At 38.0% G+C, this 18,874-nt stretch carries 11 protein-coding genes; 8 read left to right on the top strand and 3 right to left on the bottom strand.

The genetic code is table 11. The features are described from left to right. The 8 genes from brxC to CXF89_RS21215 form a co-directional block, all read left to right on the top strand. Window positions 1-3,085 (top strand): BREX system P-loop protein BrxC (brxC, locus tag CXF89_RS14715; protein WP_121955020.1); only part of this gene is annotated, 3,085 nt, incomplete at its 5' end. 23 nt (window positions 3,086-3,108) lie between these two features. Continuing rightward, window positions 3,109-6,498 carry an Eco57I restriction-modification methylase domain-containing protein gene (locus CXF89_RS14720; protein WP_121955021.1) on the top strand — a complete coding sequence of 1,130 codons (3,390 nt, stop codon included), beginning with the start codon at window positions 3,109-3,111 and terminating at the stop codon, window positions 6,496-6,498. Further along, window positions 6,498-8,552, top strand: a complete 2,055-nt coding sequence (gene pglZ / locus CXF89_RS14725) for a BREX-1 system phosphatase PglZ type B (RefSeq protein ID WP_121955022.1) — start codon at window positions 6,498-6,500, stop codon at window positions 8,550-8,552. The genes CXF89_RS14720 and pglZ overlap by 1 nt, the downstream gene beginning before the upstream one ends. Before the next feature lie 10 nt (window positions 8,553-8,562). Beyond that, on the top strand, window positions 8,563-9,252 hold the full coding sequence (locus CXF89_RS14730; RefSeq protein WP_121955023.1) for a DarT1-associated NADAR antitoxin family protein: 690 nt from the start codon (window positions 8,563-8,565) through the stop codon (window positions 9,250-9,252). Window positions 9,253-9,264: 12 nt separating this feature from the next. Further along, window positions 9,265-10,161: a DarT ssDNA thymidine ADP-ribosyltransferase family protein gene (locus CXF89_RS14735; protein ID WP_180961413.1), complete on the top strand. Its 897-nt coding sequence runs from the start codon at window positions 9,265-9,267 to the stop codon at window positions 10,159-10,161. 21 nt (window positions 10,162-10,182) lie between these two features. Next, window positions 10,183-11,403, top strand: coding sequence for a tetratricopeptide repeat protein (locus CXF89_RS14740; protein WP_121955025.1), 1,221 nt, complete (start codon window positions 10,183-10,185; stop codon window positions 11,401-11,403). A gap of 95 nt (window positions 11,404-11,498) precedes the next feature. Continuing rightward, window positions 11,499-12,215 (top strand): zeta toxin family protein, encoded by a 717-nt coding sequence (locus tag CXF89_RS14745; protein ID WP_121955026.1) that lies wholly within the window; start codon window positions 11,499-11,501, stop codon window positions 12,213-12,215. Between the two features lie 13 nt (window positions 12,216-12,228). Continuing rightward, entirely contained in the window at window positions 12,229-12,387 is a 159-nt protein-coding gene (locus CXF89_RS21215) for a hypothetical protein (protein WP_167378567.1), read from the top strand. Between the two features lie 91 nt (window positions 12,388-12,478). Here CXF89_RS21215 and CXF89_RS14750 read toward each other — a convergent pair whose 3' ends face one another. The 3 genes from CXF89_RS14750 to CXF89_RS14760 are packed head-to-tail and all read right to left on the bottom strand — an operon-like array spanning window position 12,479 to window position 18,696. After that, entirely contained in the window at window positions 12,479-14,806 is a 2,328-nt protein-coding gene (locus tag CXF89_RS14750) for a hypothetical protein (RefSeq protein WP_121955027.1), read from the bottom strand. A 45-nt stretch (window positions 14,807-14,851) separates the two neighbouring features. Next, the gene (locus CXF89_RS14755) at window positions 14,852-16,711 is read right to left on the bottom strand and encodes a DEAD/DEAH box helicase family protein (protein WP_121955028.1); all 1,860 of its coding nucleotides are present in this window, start codon (window positions 16,709-16,711) and stop codon (window positions 14,852-14,854) included. Between the two features lie 5 nt (window positions 16,712-16,716). After that, window positions 16,717-18,696, bottom strand: coding sequence for a DEAD/DEAH box helicase (locus CXF89_RS14760; RefSeq protein WP_121955029.1), 1,980 nt, complete (start codon window positions 18,694-18,696; stop codon window positions 16,717-16,719). Window positions 18,697-18,874 lie beyond the last annotated feature (178 nt).

The raw sequence follows: 18,874 nt of genomic DNA on the forward strand, positions 1-18,874 counted from the left end.
ACATGCAGCATCAGGTACGCTGGGCTCTGGAGCAGGCAAGAGAGTTAGATTATCATTTTTAAGTATTATTTTTAAATCTGTAGGGCTACCAGAACAATACCATTTGGCTAAATTTGTCATGTGGCTAAAAGCAGAAGGGATATTAGACAACGTAAAAACTTACATCAGCCTAAACTCTAAACAAAAGGAAGGCCGCAACTCTTGGGAGTATGAGCTAAAAAACCTTCATGTTTCACCTCTTATTGGTAATGCCTTACTAAGCTCTCTCCCTGGTTATGCCAGTGATGCCAAAGAAGTAAGAGATATGATACGTTCGCAATATCAAGTCGTTACGGATATTAGTAACGAAGAAATGGTTACTGCGATTATGGATGCCCTTGCCATTGATGGTGATCTGCCATTAACACTTGTCGTTCTCGATGAAGTACAACAATATATTGGCGACAGTATTGAAACAGCAATGGACGTTCAAGAATTAGTTGAAACCTGTGGTGATGATGGCCGCTTAAACTCCAAGTTATTATTTATTGGCACAGGACAAAGTGCGCTATCTGGTACTGAAAACTTGCATCGATTGATGGGACGTTTTCAAGTTAACGTTCAATTAGAAGATACGGACGTAGACTCGGTTATACGTAAGGTAATTCTTCAAAAGAAAGAAACTGCCCGCCCACAAATCCAAACAGTTATTGATAACGAATTAGGTGAAATTTCACGCCATTTACGTGGCAGTATTATTGAGCACAATAAAGAAGATGAAAAATGGATGGTTGCCGATTACCCATTACTACCTGTGCGCCGTCGTTTTTGGGAGCGAGTGCTTCCAGCACTTGATAAAACAGGCACAGGCTCACAGTTACGTAACCAGTTACGCGTAGTACACGAAGCAACAAAAGTAACCGCAGAGTACCCTCTAGGGTATGTTGTACCAGCCGACTACATATACGATCAAATTGCCACTAAATTGCTTAATAGCGGTGTAATTGGTAAAGATATTTACGAAACCATCAGCCGCTTAAAAGGTGGTGATAATGACCAAAAATTACAAGCGCGTATCCTTGCTCTTATATTACTGATAAGCAAACTACCTAACGATATAGAATATGGCATAGCAGCAACTGCTGATGCCCTATCTGATTTATTACTTGAAAACCTGCTAGAAGGCAAACACGAACTTCGAGCTAAAGTACCTAAACTACTAGCTCAACTGGTTGACGATGGTTTGGTAATGCCAATGCAAACAAATGCGGGGGAAGAATACCGCCTGCAAACAGTAGAAAGCCAGCAATGGTACGATATGTATCGTCAGCAAGAAAGTGAGTTAAAAAGCAATCCACAACGTCTAGAAGTATTTCGCTCCCAAGAAATTCAACAATATGTGCGTAAACAAGTAGCACAAGCGAGAATAATTCAAGGTGATGTTGCTGAACCGCGAACTATTAACTTAGAGTTTGGTACTGAGTTACCAAGTGATGCCGATAAAAAGCTATATGCATGGGCCCCAGAAGTATCTGAAAAGCAATTTAACGATCTTGCCCGAGGTGCAAACCCTGATACAGCTACTATTTATATATATGTTCCAACCACTCAACGTGACGAACTTCGTAAAGCCATTGTTGAATTAAAAGCGGCAGAAACCACCATTGATGTGCGCGGCACAGCTAAAACCGATGCAGGTAAAGAAGCCTACGCAGCAATGGAATATCGTTTTAAAGAAGCTGACCGCACTAAAAAAGCGATATTAAAAGATATATTTAACCAAATCCAAGTACAGCTTGCTGGTGGTCAAGACGTTGAAGGCGAGTCTTTAGCCGAGCAAATTCAAAATGCAGGTGTGTTAGCATGCCAGCGTTTATACAGTAAATTTAAAATGGCTGACAACAAAGGTTGGGCAAAAGTATACAGCCGAGCCAGTACTCAAGGTGACCCGAATGCATTAGAAGCCATTGACCACAATGATGAAGCAGATAAACACCCTGTATGCTCTGAAATTAAACGCTTTATCGGCTTAGTTAAAACGGGTAAAGAAATTATAGAACACTTTAAAGATGCGCCTTATGGCTGGGGTAAAGATACGATTGAAGGTGCCCTTTTTGCCATGGTAGCTGCCGGAGTGCTCAATGCAAAAGATGGCCAAGAGCGCGCTGTTGATGCTAAAAACTTAGATAGATCTTCAGTGACCCAAACTAAGTTCCGTCCTGAAAACGTCACGTTATCAAAAGTACAGATAATAAAAGTACGTGGCTTAATTAATGCACTACTCCCTGAAGGGCAAAACTGTGGCTCAAATGAAGAACAAAGTAAACTGCCAGTTGCTATTGCAAACGCAAAGCTAATAGCACGCAGTGCCGGTGGTGAAGCGCCATTGCCATTAGCACCAAATACTACAATTCTAACTAATTTAGAAATGTACAATGGTAACGAACAGTTACAACAAGCGTATGATGCTAAAGACGAAATCCAAAGTCAATTTACTCAGTGGCAAGAACAAGCTGATCTCGCAAAACTACGAATTAACCAATGGAACGAACTGAAAAACGTTGCTCTTCGCTGTAAAAATTTAGCGATTTACAGAACTATTGAACAACAGATGGAATCAATTGTATCCAACCGTAGCTTGTTAGTTGAACCTAGCCCTATTAGCCCACTACTCAAACAAGCAGAATCAGCATTACGTGACGCCATTACAGCGAAACTATCTGAATATGAGGACGAATTCAATGCATGCCAACGCGACTTAATGGATGACGCTAATTGGGCCAAGCTAGATGAAAGCAAAAAACAAGTACTGTTAGATAAACGCAGTTTAGCCTCAGTGCCTATCGTTGATTTATCTTCATCGGCAGCGGTATACGATGCTATTGAAAATACAAATTTTGAGCAGTGGAATGACCGCATTTCAGCGCTGCCAGGTCGTTTTGATGCAGCCCTAAAAGATGCCATTAACGAACTTGCACCAAAAGTAAAACATATCCGCTTAAATAAGCCGATGATCGAATCAGAAGACGATCTTAAAGCTTGGCTAACAGACGTTGAAACACAACTTCGTTCAGAGCTGGCCAATGGCCCTGTGGTACCTAGCTAATAAGCTTGCTAAAGGAATAAGAAATGAGAACTCCATTAGATAAAACATTACGTGGCAAGCTAGAAAAAACAGTAGTAAAAGCCCGTGATACCGTTGAAATTGCAGTAACTGAAGCACTTACTCGTTTAGGTATTGGCGATGGCAATGCACCGAACTATTTAAGCGAAGCAGAACGTAAACTCAGAACGCGTTTACGTGCTCACGGTCGTCAATTAGGTGATGTGTTAAATCGTGATACAGGCAAACAAGAAACAGAGTTGCTCGCCAACGAAATGGCGTACGAGCATTGGCATCGTATGTTGTTTGCGCGCTTTTTAGAGCAAAGTGACTTGTTAATGTACGACCAACACACCCACGTAACCCTTGATGAGTGTTTTGAGCTAGCTGAAGAAGAGCCAGATGTTAAAGACGGATGGGAATTAGCAGGCCAATTAGCGCAAAAAATGTTGCCGCAAATATTCCGAGCAGATTCGCCAGTATTTGAAGTAAAGCTGTCAATTAACCATGTTAATGACCTAGAAGAGCTTATAGCTACGCTTGATAAAGAAACTTTCCAAGCGTCTGACGCTTTAGGTTGGTGTTATCAATTCTGGCAAAACAAAAAGAAAAAACAGGTTAATGAATCTGGCGTAAAAATTGGTGCTAAAGAATTAAGCCCAGTAACTCAGTTATTTACCGAGCCTTATATGGTGAGCTTTTTACTCGACAACGCACTAGGTGCTTGGTGGGCAAAACGCCGCTTAACGCAAGACGACTTAGCGACTGCAACCAGTGAACAAGAGCTGCGAGATCTAGCGTCTATTCCCGGCGTACCGCTTGAATATTTGCGTTTTATTAAAGATGAAGACAGTGGAGTATGGAATTCGGCGGCAGGTGATTTTGATAAATGGCCAAACGATTTAAGTGAGTTTAAAACCCTCGACCCATGCTGTGGTTCAGGTCACTTTTTAGTCGCTAAGCTCTTAATGTTAGTGCCGATACGTATGGAACTAGAAGGGCTAACTGCAAAAGAAGCAATTGATCTAGTATTAGCTCAAAATATTCACGGCCTAGAGCTTGATCAACGCTGTGTAGAACTGGCTGCATTTGCCTTAGCGCTCGAAGCTTGGCGTTACCCTGATGCTGGCGGTTATCGCCAATTACCTGAGCTACAACTTGCTTGTTCTGGTATATCGATTGAGGAAGCACAAAAGGAATGGAAGAATCTCGCTAAAGACGATGTAGTACTTCAAGATGCTATTAAATGGATGCAAAAAACGTTTAAAGATGCGCCTACTTTGGGGAGTTTAATAGATCCAAATAAATCATTAAAAGAAGGCGAGCAAAAACCTTGGGAGTTTTTGCAATCTGCCTTGAAAAATAAACCTGTTGCAAGTAAGGAGGCTACAGCTGTAGCGCAAGGTTTGGCAAAATCGGCAAATTTGCTAGCTGATAATTATCAGTGGGTTATTACAAATGTACCTTATCTACTCAAAAGAAAACAATCTAACTTGTTGGGGGAGTATTGTGGTTGTTATTACCCAGACGCTAAAAATGATTTAGCTACTGTATTCCTGGAACGATGCATTGATATTTGTTCTCTGAATGGTAATAGTAGCATTGTGATGCCTCAAAATTGGTTGTTCTTAGGTAGTTATAGTGCTCTACGTATAAAACTGTTGGAAGAGAAAAAATGGAACCTTATCGCTAGGCTAGGAGCGGGAGCATTTGAAACCATATCTGGAGAGGTGGTTAAAGCTATCTTAGTAAGCATCTCAAAAAACAACTCTGATGAAAATCATATTGCAACTAGTGTAGATGTTTCAAAATCTAAATCAACAGAGGAAAAACATCAGGCCTTGAAGTCGGATAAGTTAACTGCTTTTTCTCAAAAAGAACAGATCGGAAACGTAGATGCAATACTTACTTTTGGCAAGGTATCTACTCATCCTAATTTAGACTCTGTTTCAATTGCGCTAAATGGTATGCACGGTGCAGACTCGTTAAGATTTAGATTCAAGTTTTGGGAAGTATCTGCTTACACTAAATGGCATTTTTTTCAATGTACTAGTGATTCTATTAATTCATTTGGAGGAATGGAACATGTGTTTTATTGGGCTGAAGATGGAAAATTACATCGAGAGAACCCTAGAGCTTATGTGAAAGGCGAAAGTTATTGGGGTACACGCGGTGTGGTCGTTAGTATGATGGGGAAATTGCCCGCAACACTTTATTTGGGTCAGAAGTTTGATATCAGTTGTTCTCCTATTATACCATCAAATTCAGATGTTTTACCTGCATTATGGGCTTATTGCTCATCAAATGAATATAGTCGCAATGTACGCGAGATTGACCAAAGTTTAAAAGTAACCAATTCGACTTTGGCTAAAGTACCTTTTGAAATAGAAAAGTGGACAAAAGTAGCTTCAGAGAAATACCCTAACGGCTTACCACAGCCATACTCAGATAATGCAACACAATGGATTTTCCACGGCCACCCCTGTGCTTCAGTTGTCTGGGATGAAGAAACTAAAACAACCGTTATTAGCGAATTGCGCGAAGATGATACCGTTCTGCAAGTTGCCCTTGCTCGCTTATTAGGTTATCGATGGCCAGCCGAGCTGGACTCGGAAATGGAATTAGCGCCTGAAATGCGCGAAGTCATCACTCAAAATAATGTGTTTGATAGCTTAGTTGATGATGACGGCATTGTTTGTATACCTGCCATACGTGGTGAAAAGCCTGCGGTTGATAGATTAGAAGCCATATTACATGCTGCTTATGGTGATAAGTGGTCTGCGACCGTATTAAACAATTTATTGAAATCCGTTAAGTCTCGCGACTTAAACATTTGGCTACGTGATAAGTTCTTTGAACAACATTGTAAACTATTCCAGCATCGCCCGTTTATTTGGCATATTTGGGATGGCTTGCCTGATGGTTTCTCTGCCCTAGTTAATTACCACCAACTCGATTACAAAGGCTTAGAGCGCTTAATTTACACCTACCTTGATGACTGGATCAGTACACAAATTCAACTAGAAAAGGATGGTGATGAAGGCGCTGAAATACGCTTGGCTGCAGCTCGAAACCTAAGAAAACAACTTGAAGACATTTTGATTGGTGAAGAAGGCTTAGATATATTTGTACGCTGGAAGTCATTAGCGGAACAACCGATAGGTTGGAATCCAGACTTAAATGATGGTGTACGCTTAAATATCCGACCATTCATGAAAGCGAAAGATATAGGTAAAAAAGACGCAGGCATTTTACGCTCAAAACCAAACATTCATTGGAAGAAAGACCGTGGAACCGATGTAGCGTCAGCCCCTTGGTATGATTTAGGTTTAGAATATGGCGGCAAACAAGGCGACCGTATCAACGACCATCACTTAACACTGGCCGAGAAAACAGCAGCGAGAGATAAAGTTTAATGCAATTAATAGACTATTTAATTGAGCAGCTAAGAAGCTCTGCTAAATATAATTCAGCGGTGCAAGTTGCCCCGGCTGCTATTTTGTGGACTGACATTGAATGCCAGTGGAAATCTGCTATGCCGTTTATAAAGCAACATGTACCCGAACTCATTGAGTTAGGTACTTACAACCCAGAAGAGCGCATAGGCCCTGCTATATGGATTAAATGTGCTATAGCTGGAGTATTAGAAGACTGTGAATTACCTAAAGGTAAAACCCCGATAATTTATTTACCGGGTGTTGGCCGTAAAGACTTACGTGCAATAGAGCAATGCCCCGACGAACTGAGACCTTTAGCCGAATTGCAATACCGAGGCTGCTGGTGGGCTTACAACTCTGCAGGTAGGGATTGGAGTGTTGGCTCATTTTTAACCAACCCGCGTGTGGGATTAGAGCTTGATGTTGCCAAAGACAAAAAAACGCAAGAAGCCATACTCAATATTCTACCCGATTTACTTGAAACGCCAGCTGAGCAATTAAAAGGTAAAAAGCTAGAAGCCCAAGACTTTATAAGCATTGTAATGGATGACCCAGCTAAAGATATTTTAGCTTGGTTAAATAACCCTGAAGCAAAAAAACAAACTTGGGGTGAAAATAAATGGCCTGTATTTAAACAAGCCTGTATAAGCCAATTTAACTTTGACCCTGATGCAATAAGCGATATAAGCGCTATTACTTACAACTTATGTGAGGCTGAAGGCGAATGGCAAGCTGTGTGGGAACGATTTGAAGACACTGCACACAACCTGCCCTGTTTAGTTGAAAAGTTCAAAGCTATAACACCTAATGGTTTAGCATTTGAGGCCAGCCATTTTTTATCTGAAAATTTAAAAGATGAATCTGAATTAGCAAATAAATTAGCAAACATTATTAACCTAACGCCAGCCGAATTAAGGCAACAATTGACGGCCTTGTTTAAATTACACGAACAGCGTAAAAACTGGTTGTGGCAAAAGCTCGATATGTCGCCTTGGCTTAATATATTAGAACAGCTAGTAAGTGTTGCGCAGCATACTCAAATTAATTTTACAGGCCCAAGTGCTGAGGCAATGGCACAAACCTACAAAGAGCGTTTTTGGCAAGCTGATGCTGCTGCTATTAACGCAATGGCTGCTGCTACTGATTTAAACCAGGAGCAAGTAGTAGCTGATATTCTGGCAGTAATTTATACCCCTTGGCTTGAAGCTGTTACGTTGAACTTTCAACGCTTAGTAAAGGAAGAAGGCTACCCCGGTAAGCCAAGTAGTGCCGGTGAAATTAATGAGTCGACCGCGACGTATAACACCAACGGCCAAGCTGTATTTTTTGTAGATGGACTACGTTTTGATACTGCAAAAATGCTTGAGAATAAGCTTAGTAAATTAAACATAAATGTTAATTTAACAAGTAATTGGTGTGCCCTGCCCTCACTAACTGCAACCGCTAAGGCTGCCGTAACGCCTGTAGCCGATATTTTAAGTGGCGCACAAGAAAATGATAATTTTATCCCCCAGATAACCGAGTCTAACTCTGAGTTTAGCTCTTACCACCTGAGTAGCGCATTGGGTAAAAAGAATTGGCAGTTTTTAAAAGAGTTAGACACTGGTAACCCATCTATAAATGCATGGCTACAAACTGGCGATTTAGACAGTATGGGCCATAAGCAACAGCTGAAAATGCCGCGCTATATTGATAGCATATTAAATGATGTAGTCACCCGTATTGAAGGCTTAATAGTTGCTGGCTGGAAAAATATCCGCATTGTGACCGACCACGGTTGGTTATGGGTGCCTGGTAAATTAGCTGAGGCAAACATTCCAAAAAATCAGGTTAAAAAACGCTTAGCCCGCTGTGCTATTTTAAAAGACAATGTAAGCACTGACGAATTAAAAGTACCATGGCATTGGAACGAAAACGTGTCCGTAGCTATGGCTCCTGGTATTGCAGGTTATGTGGGTGGGGATTATTACAATCATGGTGGTTTAAGTATACAAGAGTGCTTAACCCCCGTAATTAATATAACAACACCTTAAGGTTTATTAAGTGGCTTCTAGACCCATTTTTAAAGTGACTAAGCCGTTTCCTTATGTACAGGAAGAGCTAATTGACTTTGAATGGCATAAAGGAATGGCAGCCACACAAAAGCAAAAATCTGTTCGCTCTTTACATAACGCTGCGCATAACTTGTTTAATGATTTAAATGTACTTGAGATCTCTACTAAAAGTGAGAGTACTTTGGGTGTAAGCCTAAGTGCTTTCAATTTGCTAGTTACATTAAAAAATGGTCGCGAGGTTCCACTAGAAAATATTTTTCATGCATCTAAAGTGTTTGAAAATGGCGGCCCTTTTAAAGAGCTTCTAACAATTCCGACACATGAAGTTAAACGAGATAGCCGTTTAGTTGAGAGCGGCTGTTTAACTGGCTTTTTTAGTAATGGAAAAACCTGGCCACTCACACCTAAAACTATATTTTATGATTGGATTTACATTAATGCTTTAAAGTTAAACAAAGAACTACACTCTCAAATTATTCAGTATAATGCGTTTACTGATATTGAGTTTAATCCTAAAAAAAGTGTTAATTGCCAAGCTAGAGCTGCAGCTTTGTATGTTTCTTTAGTCAACAATGGCATTTTAGAACAAGTTACTCGCTCTGCTGATGAGTTTATAGCTCACTTAAGCCAAAGCATCGAAAGTTGCGCCTCCCCTATACAAAAGGATTTATTTATTTAAATGGAAATTAATATGTTTGAAACTATGTTAAAAAAGACATTAGCCCTTTTACCCACCCCAGCTATTGCAGCTGAGTTTGTAGTAAATGAATTATCATTCGCTAACAAAAGCTCTCTCCTGGTCCGTAACTTTGCTAAATCCAGTGGTGTAAAATTAAAGGCTGAGATGCCACTATTGGAATTAGACAGCCCTAACATTCATTTTTCGACTTCAATGGCTCAAATAGGCACGCATCAAAATACTATTTCACTACGTCTTGAATTAATTGATGCCGTAATGACGCATTTCCAATTAGGCAAGTATGCGAATATTGATGATAAAAACCTTATTAAGCAGTTTTGCAAAGAGCGTGGAATTACTACATTAATACACTTTACAAAAGTAAAAAATATTAAAAGCATTTTGGACATAGGTCTTAATAGTAAAGATTATAATAACGAAATATCTAAAGGTCATATTTACAACGATGCTAATAGGTTTGACTACAGAACTCACATGATTTCATTATCTATATCCTACCCTAACGACAAAATGTTTTATAAATACAGACAAGCACAGCCAGAAGAAAATTGGGCTGTGTTAGAAATATCTGCTAGCGTTCTGTGGGAACTTGACTGCTTATTTTGCCCCACAAATGCTGCAAGCTCTTCTATAGCATCAGCAACTGAGGCATCCCTTTCAGGAAGTTTGGCATTAAAACAGCTTTTTAATAATCAACCTATCAATTTACGAGCTTGTGACCCTACTGACTCACAAGCTGAAATTCTCGTTAATAGCCATATCCCAAAAGAATATATCCGATCAATATGTTTGGATAAATCTATCGAGTTATTAGCGAATACCGATTTTCAGATCAATAATACTTACTTTCACAATCGACAGTATGCTCTTTCGCACTGCTTTAACTAAATCTCATTATAAGGAAATAATATGTCTCTATTTAGCTTTTTCTCAAGAATTAAAACGGACCCCAAGGCAGAAGCACAAGGTGAACAATACTTTCGCCAAGCTCTTCAGTATCATCAATACGGCAATCAAGATGACGCTATTTTATTCTTTACAAAATCACTAGAAGTAAGCCCAAACCATTCAAGCGTATATTTAAATAGAGCTGGCTGTTTCATGATTCAAGAAAGGTACCTTGAGGCGTATGATGATTATCGTAAAGTTATAGACATGGAGAAGAATAAGGAGTCAGTGGATATAGAAAGAACCACTCCGATGGCATTGCAAAATATAGAGCGAATAAAATTCTTTATCAGTTTCGAACAAAAAAGTGGCGATACAGTTAGACAGCAGCTCTCTAATGATGGCCTTAAGTACTTTGCCCAACGTTGGGCAGAAATACTAAGTAATCAGCATTTAGCCAATGATTTAGATTTAATAAAATATTTTATTCTTGAGGAAATAAAAGAACTTGAGGAAATGGGGGGAATCCACCAGGAATATGCTTTAAATTGCGGGATTAATCATTCTGAATTTATAAAAGTCACTGAGAATAATAATACTGGAAAAGCATTTATATTTTTTAAAAGTATTTTATGTTGCTTCAGCCGTGACCCTCTCAAGATGTTTGAAATTAGGACTGCAATACTTAATAAATTGATTTCATTAAGTATTACTTCTAATTCCGGCAATAATATCAGTAATCAAAAAATCGATTACGATGGTGGAATGAGGCTTATTGAAGCTGAAGTCGATATAATGTTCATCGTTAAAAATGGTGAGGTTATGTATGTTAATAATGAAACTCCTCACCTGTATGAAATTGATAAAGATGGTGATATGAAGCTAGACGGCAGAGTGGTTAACTTTATCTTTAAAGATTCAAACGAAGTTATTGAGATATTTGTTGCATTTGATGATCAAGATTCGTATTCAATGTTTACAATGAATATGGGCCGAGATGAAAGATTAAACTATGTCGCTCAAGCTATTTTTCAATTTATGGGGCAAAATAATATTACCAATGTATTTTCAGCTACTGCGACATATTCGAGCCAATATCACTATACATTTAAGCTGTATAAAAAGAATGATAAGCACTTTATGATTAATAACAATCAATCTCAAGCCTATTTGATAAGTGAAAACATATATAAAAATAATAATGCTGATGATATTAAATCTGAGTTTTGGGGGATGGCATAAGCCAAAAATGTTGAATGACCTCTTGGTATACTACTGGATTTATAGAGGGTTTTAACCCCTTTATTTATGTGAATTAACCTTAGATTTGATATTTTATGACAGATGCAGAAATTACAAAAAAAGCGCTAGTTAAAGCTAAGGCAATGAAGAAAGCTCTTGCCAAAAATATGATTGATCATTTGCCAGAAGAAGAAAGTGCTGTATCTGTTTTTATGGCAGGCTCCCCTGGCGCAGGAAAAACTGAGACTGCTAAAAGTATCATTTCTCAATTTAAAAAAGAGCATGGGGTTGATGTTGTTCACATAGAAAATGATGAACTAAGAAAGGAGTTTGATGATTACAACGGGTTGAATTCACCTTTGTTTCAAATGCCTGCAACTATTTTAGTTGAAGCTATACATGATAGAGCTTTGAAGAAAAAAGTAAGCTTTTTGCTTGATTCAACACTATCTAGTTTTGAAAAGGCAAAATCAAATATAGAACGCTCACTTAAAAAAGAGCGCTATGTTTTGATTATATTTGTTTACCAAGATCCAGAACAGGCCTGGTGCCTAGTTAAGGCTCGCGAAATAGTTGAAGGAAGAAGGGTTCCACCTGAGGTTTTTGTAAATCAGTTTTTAGAGTCTCAACGTGTGGTCAGCGAATTAAAAAATATTTTCAAGGATCAAATAGATATAATCTTTATGGAAAAAAACCTTGATGGAACAAAAGAAAAGCCTTACTTTAATGTAAGTGACATTGACGCTTTACTTGGCAAAAAGTATAATCTCGCGTTCTTAGAGCGTATAGCCGGTATAGGTAATTCAACATAAATAGGAGTATGGCATGTTGGTTCAATCTCGTGAAAAAGTTAAGTCTACGCCTTTTTCTGAATTTGTACGTAACGGTTCAGCGAAAGAAAAGAGAAAGTTTTTCGACAAAGTAATTAAAGAAACAGTAGCTGTTCAACGTGCGATGATCGAAGAATCAAAAGCTTGTAGATAGTTAACAAACAGATTTATTATGAAAGCCGTTCAAATAGAACGGCTTTTTTTATTTAGATAAGGTTTATTAGTTTAGAAACGATTTAGGCATCTCAGGTAACGTAGTCTTCTAATTCCAAGCCATGCACCCCTAATACATCATCAGCAAAACACTCTGTACCACCTTTGCTCAACACTAAAGTGTCTGACATTAAGAGTCTATATTCTTCAAACTCTTCTAATATGGTTTGCTCGGCAATAATGGCTTTATCAAGAGTTGTGAGGATACTAAACTGATCTAAAATTTCGGTATTATCTTTCTCCAAACGATAAAAACGTTGTTTAACGCCTTTTGTTGTTATGCCTACTTTATAAAAAATGAGATGCTCTGTTCTTAGTTGTAAATAATATAGATAACAAGGGGTATCAGGGTCTTTATTGTCTAAGTTTCTAAAATATTCAGCACATTTAGGACAACCTGCACCATGTTTATGATCATGGGCCGTTTGCAGAAAGTCACCGTGTGTAGAACAGGTAATGATAACCTTATCCCTGATAGTATTATATTCTAATTTAGAATAGTCATATTTATCAGCATGTATTTTTTTACAATCTTTAAGGTAATTTTCTAAAGTTAGTTTTGTTGAATCAACATAGCAGTCTCTACATCCATTGCCCTTTAAGTGTTGAGAAGCCATTTGTTCAAAGATACCATGCTTATAGCATTCAATTTTTAGTATGCTATTAGTCCCATTACAGTCAACGTACTGATAGCCATATCTTCCTCTATGTACTGCAGTAGATCTTTCTGTAAACTCTTCAGTCTGCATATTACGTTGAATGCTAGTACATTCTGGACACCCTACACCTCTAAGGTGAGCATCAATTTTTTGTTCAAACCTTCCATGCTCTGAACAAAAAACAACTAATTTACCATCTGGATTCTCTTCCCTATCTTCAACATAACTATATTTGAAGTTATGGACTTCATGCGCTTTTGTCAGTATGACATGATGAGGGATTCTCCTTTTTTCCCTAGAAGACTCTAAGCCACAAATTGGGCACCCGGATCCTCTAACATGCGATGCCGGTGATTGATTAAAGACACCATGCAATAAACACTTTATGCTAACCTTCTCATTAAATGATGAATATTCAACAAGGTCATATAAATACTTATCACCATGAGCTTCCTTAGCTCTTTTTAGAAACTCTTCATACTTTACCTTTCCAGAGTCGGTAGACTTAATAACCCCACATCTAGGACACCCTTTTCCACTTTTATGGCTACCAGGGGTTTGTTCAAAATCACCATGTTCCTGACACGTTATTATTACTTTTTTATGGTTATTTATATATTTTGTTTTGTCATAATTCCATTTGTACTCATGTATGAAGTTTGAGCTTCTAATAAATTCAGCTGTAGAAGAGGCGTTATTTTTACCACGTTTAATAGCGGCACATTTGTTACATCCATAGCCTTGCAAATGTAGTATTGGCTTTTGATTAAATGAGCCATGCGTAGGACAAGTAATTAATACTTTAACTTTTGATGAGACATAAATTGCTTTTTCATATGAGTAGTAAGATCTATGCTTATTATTAGCTCGGTCTATAAATTCAGCTGTAGTGTAGGTTATTTTTTCATTAGCACAGAGTTTGCAACCCGCCCCAGCTAAGTGATTATGTGGATTTTGTGAAAAATCCCCATGCTGTTCGCAGGTAATTATTATATCTTCATGTGACTTAGTAAATTGAGTTTTTGAATAGTTATACTTATTTTTATGGGCTATTTTTGCTCTTTCTATAAATACACTAGCTGATAACCTTGAAGTGGAGTTATCTATTGCACATTTATGGCAACCGGAACCTTCAAGATGCTTGCGAGGGGTTTGCAAGTAATCTCCATGTTCTGGGCAGGTTATTATAACTTTTGTTGTATTTCCTTTGTAAGCGACTTGCTTATAATCAAACCTATCTCCATGGACCTTTCTAGACTTTAATTCAAATGTTTTGGAAGCTGCTTCGATAGTTTTTAATGCTGTATTTTTGTTTCCACATTGTTTACACCCACTACCAGCTAAAAAATGTTGAGCTCTAATTTCAAACAAGCCATGTTCAGAGCACACTACAGTTACTTTATTTTTGGCTCCTGTATAATTTACTTTTGATAAGTCATATTTGTTGTCATGGACCGCTATAACTTTATCTAAATACACTGAGGACGCCTTCGCTAATTTAGCTTTGTTTTGGACCTCTTTTGAACATTTAGAACAATGGTATTTAAAATGGTTTGATGGCGTTTGTTCAAAATCACCATGGTGTTTACACGTAATAGTTAATTTTATATTACTACCAATATAAGTAGACTTATCATAAGAATAAGTATCGCCATGTATAGATTTTGCTTTATTAATAAAACTTAAAGTTTTTTCATCCATGTTAGAGCCTTAAAGGAAATAGAGACCAAACCATTGTAAAATACATTAAAAAACAGACTGGTTTTTAATGTGCGTAGCTATCACTTCAGCCTGGTGTTTTTTTATTTTAGTTAACTCACTTGAGTGTTCACCACGAAGAAACAATAAAATTATTGTGTCATCGAGTGCCACATCTAATAGCTCACTAATCTCTTGCAAATCATCTTCATCCATTGAACGCTTAAATGCGTCTGCTTTTTTAGATAAGTTATATATACTAAACACACTCGCCATAACTCGCTTATCAGTCGTAGCCTCACCACCGCCTGGGTTAACCACTTTATTAAACTCTAACTGTTGGTTTTGATCTAATAATGACATGAATTCTATTGTTCTACTTTTTGCACAGCTTGGAGTGTAATCATCATAAGTAACGCCGTTTACCCATTGTGCCTTTATCCAATTCTGATGTTCACCTTTAAGGGCTCTACCCTGCTTACGGTGTGGACCATCATCTTTTAAAAATTCAGCCTTAATTAGAGCAATAGCCTCAAGCAGTAAGGGGTTTTGGGTGTATTTTGAATAATCGTAGTCCGGTATAGCTAATTTACCTGGAACGGCTAGATAACTTTGGGTTAAATATGTTTGAGTGTCATCTTTTTTTCGAGAAGAGGCGGTATATTCCTTATTTGGTAGTATTTGAACACCTCTATCAAAACCTCTTACTTCGTATTTAGCACAGATATCTTCAAAAACTGCATGTAACCCTTTGAAATCACTTTTGTCACTATTTAATTCAAGGTGATTAAGTAAGTCGCTATAAGCTTTAATAGCATCAAGGTTCGTATAGTGTTTGGCAAGTGTATTACTGTGATAACCGCAAGCACGACCAATATTAGCCTGGACAATTGCAGCAATATTAGCAATCGTACTGTCCCAAGTATTAATGAGCGTGCTTTTCATCTCTTGACCAAAATTAATACCAGCTCTAAAGCCTGCAACAGTAATAGCGATAACTTTGTCATCGAACATTGCTGCTGCTTCATATTCACGTTTAAAATCGTCAATACTTGCTAAATCACTCTCCTCAACACCCACCAGCTTTTGGCCAATAACCATTATTTGCTCTTCGGCTATACCGTTTTCTAGTAGGATATTTTTTGCTAAATTAGCCTGGCTACTAGGAACCCTAATCAATGACCATCCTGATGAGGGATGCTCTTTGAACTGCCTAATAAAACGCTTACGTAGTAAAGAATCATCACAAAAATTACGCTGCTCTTCTGTTAACTTTACTATTTGATTATTGCGGTGCATCTCTCTGATGCCTAAATACTCATCGCTTGTTTTATGGAAAACGAGACTGGTTTTAAAGTCGTGACGAAGAATCGAATCTGCACCTGCTGAATAAAGCGCGCTAAAAGGTGTGGCTGAAATAAAAGCAATTTTACAGTTTGTATTTTCTTTTTCGAGATACTCAAAAACCTTGGCATACCTTACGGCCTCTGAGCCGGCTCCATAATGACACTCGTCTATTATAATGAGTTTGGGTGGCTGGGCTTTAAAGTTGCTTGAGAGTGCGAAATTCATATTAGTAAAGTTACTCACAACAACATTATTACATTTAGCAAGATCTTGCTTAGCCTGCTCTTGGAGTGACAAATCGGCCATAGTGACCAAATAAAGTGTATCTTTTAATTTTGAGCGCTCACAAATATCTATATCTGATAAACTCAGCCTTTGTAATGCAGCTAATGCTAATGCGATACCAGACTTCCCTGATTGCATCTCAGCGGTTATAACAACAGCACGACTACCCTGTTGAAAATGAGAAAACGCTCTCTTTGCTGCATGTTGTTGATGTTCGAAAGTATCACTAGATACTATTTTCTCTAGATACTCTCTGTGCTTTTGTGCTTGATTCATAAACTTTACTTCACTGAAAACTGTGATTCGTCACTTAAAGCACCTGATTTTTCAGGTAACTCATTATGAGTCTTTTTATCTAGTGTTCTATCTAAGTCATATTCACCGCGTTTATATAAAACAAACATGGTATCGTCATGTGGAATATCGAAATAATCACACATGTCCCACACATCCTTTTCTGTCATGATCGTTTTGGTAACTTTACGTCTTGATATGTTATAGATACTAAAAACAGTTGCAGTAACTGACTTATTTTCAGATAGCTCTCCTGAACCTGGCGCTACAACCCTATTAAACTCAACATATTCATCATTATCTAACATGCTGGTAAGCATTATAGTTCTATCTTTTTGAGGTCCATCCACGCCTGCTTTCTGGGCGTTATCGTAGCTATCGCCATTAACCCACTGAGCTTTTATCCAGTTTTTTTTCTTACCGCGCATTGCCCTACTGCCTTTAACAGACGGAGCTCCATTTTTAATAAATTCTTCTCGTAATACTGAAATAGCAGCTAAAAGTAGCTTATCTTGTGTATGTTGTGAAAAGTCATAGTCTTGGTCTAATAGCCTTGCTGGGACAGCTACATAATGATCCGTTGCGAACGTTTCAACATCTCCAATAGGTCTACGTTTTTTATATTTAATTGTAAGCCCTACATCTAAACCATTTACTTGATGTTCTTGACATACTTCTTCAAAAAACTCTTTCAGGCCTTCAAAATCAGATGCAGCATGATCTGAACAATTACGTTCTAAATAATCCAATATTGCCCCATATGCTTCAGCTGCATTACCATTAGTGAAATGCATTGAGGTATTATTGCCATGATAACCACAAGCACGCCCTACATTCGCTTGTACAACAGCAGCAACACTAGCTACTGTGCTATCCCAGGTAGAGATAAGGTTATTCTTCATTAAATTACCAAAGTTTATTCCCGCACGGCACCCTGCAACTGTAATCGCGACCAACTTTTCACCAAACAATTCGCTGTCTTCAAATGCTTTTTTAAACCTATCAATTGTAGATAACTCATCTTCTGGCACCCCTGAAAGCGAATTTCCTAGTATGTAAATGTTTTCTTCATCTACACCTTGGGAAATGAAGTACTGCTTTGCATCCATTGCTGTACCGGCAGGAACACGAACTAATGACCAACCCATACCTTCATGTGCATTAAATTGCTGCATAAAACTTTTGCGATGAGACGAATCAACTAGAAAGTTTCTTTCGTCATCATTTAGATTATGTAGTCGGTTATTTTTTAGCATTTCACGAACACCGTAATATTCGTTACTCGTTTTATGAAAAACTAATCGCGTGCCAAAATCACGCCGTAAAATAGAATCTTTAAGAGCTTGATCTGCAAGTTGAGCTGACTCTTTTAGTAGCTTATCGTTATGATCCTCCTCTGCTTCTGAACTAATTTCTAAAGCTTCTTCATATTCAGTCTCTGCACCATATAAAGCACCAAAAGGTGTCGCAGAAATAAACACGACTTTACAAGAGTCATTTTCTTGTTCTAAGTAGTCAAATACAGTGCTGTAACGTATACCTGTTACGTTAGAGCCATAATGGCACTCATCAATGATGATGAGTTTCGGAGGATTGCCCTTAAAATCAGTTTCTAAAGATTTTTCAAAATTAACAAAATTACTGACCACTACATTTTTAGCAAGCCTTAAGTCATCTTCAGCTTGATCCCTTAAAGCTGTATCTGGCATTGTGACAAGGTATAAGGTGTCTTTAAGCGAGCGCTTTTGGCAAATGGTTTCATCATCTAGGCTCAAACGTTGTAGACAACATAAAGCTAAAGCAATACCCGATTTACCAGCTTGCATTTCTGCGGCTGTAACTACGGCTCTAACATCTGCAGAAAATGCATCAAATGTTTTTGTCGCGGCATTTACTTGGTGACCATGTAATACGTTACTACTGAGGATTTCTTGGACTTTTTGGCGATGTACGTCAGCTTTATTCATAAAACTAACTCCTTGTTAAAATTATGCTGATTCGAGGGTGAGTCTATTTAAATCGAATACTATTGCTTATATTCAATAGACTTTTTCTTATTTTGCCACTTTTTATATATTTAGCAAATCTAAATACGGTAAACTATTGATAATAGATAATTAACTTCAACATTCGTTAACTCATTGA

This window comes from Pseudoalteromonas sp. MelDa3, from assembly GCF_002863625.1.
GTDB classification, from domain to species: domain Bacteria; phylum Pseudomonadota; class Gammaproteobacteria; order Enterobacterales; family Alteromonadaceae; genus Pseudoalteromonas; species Pseudoalteromonas arctica.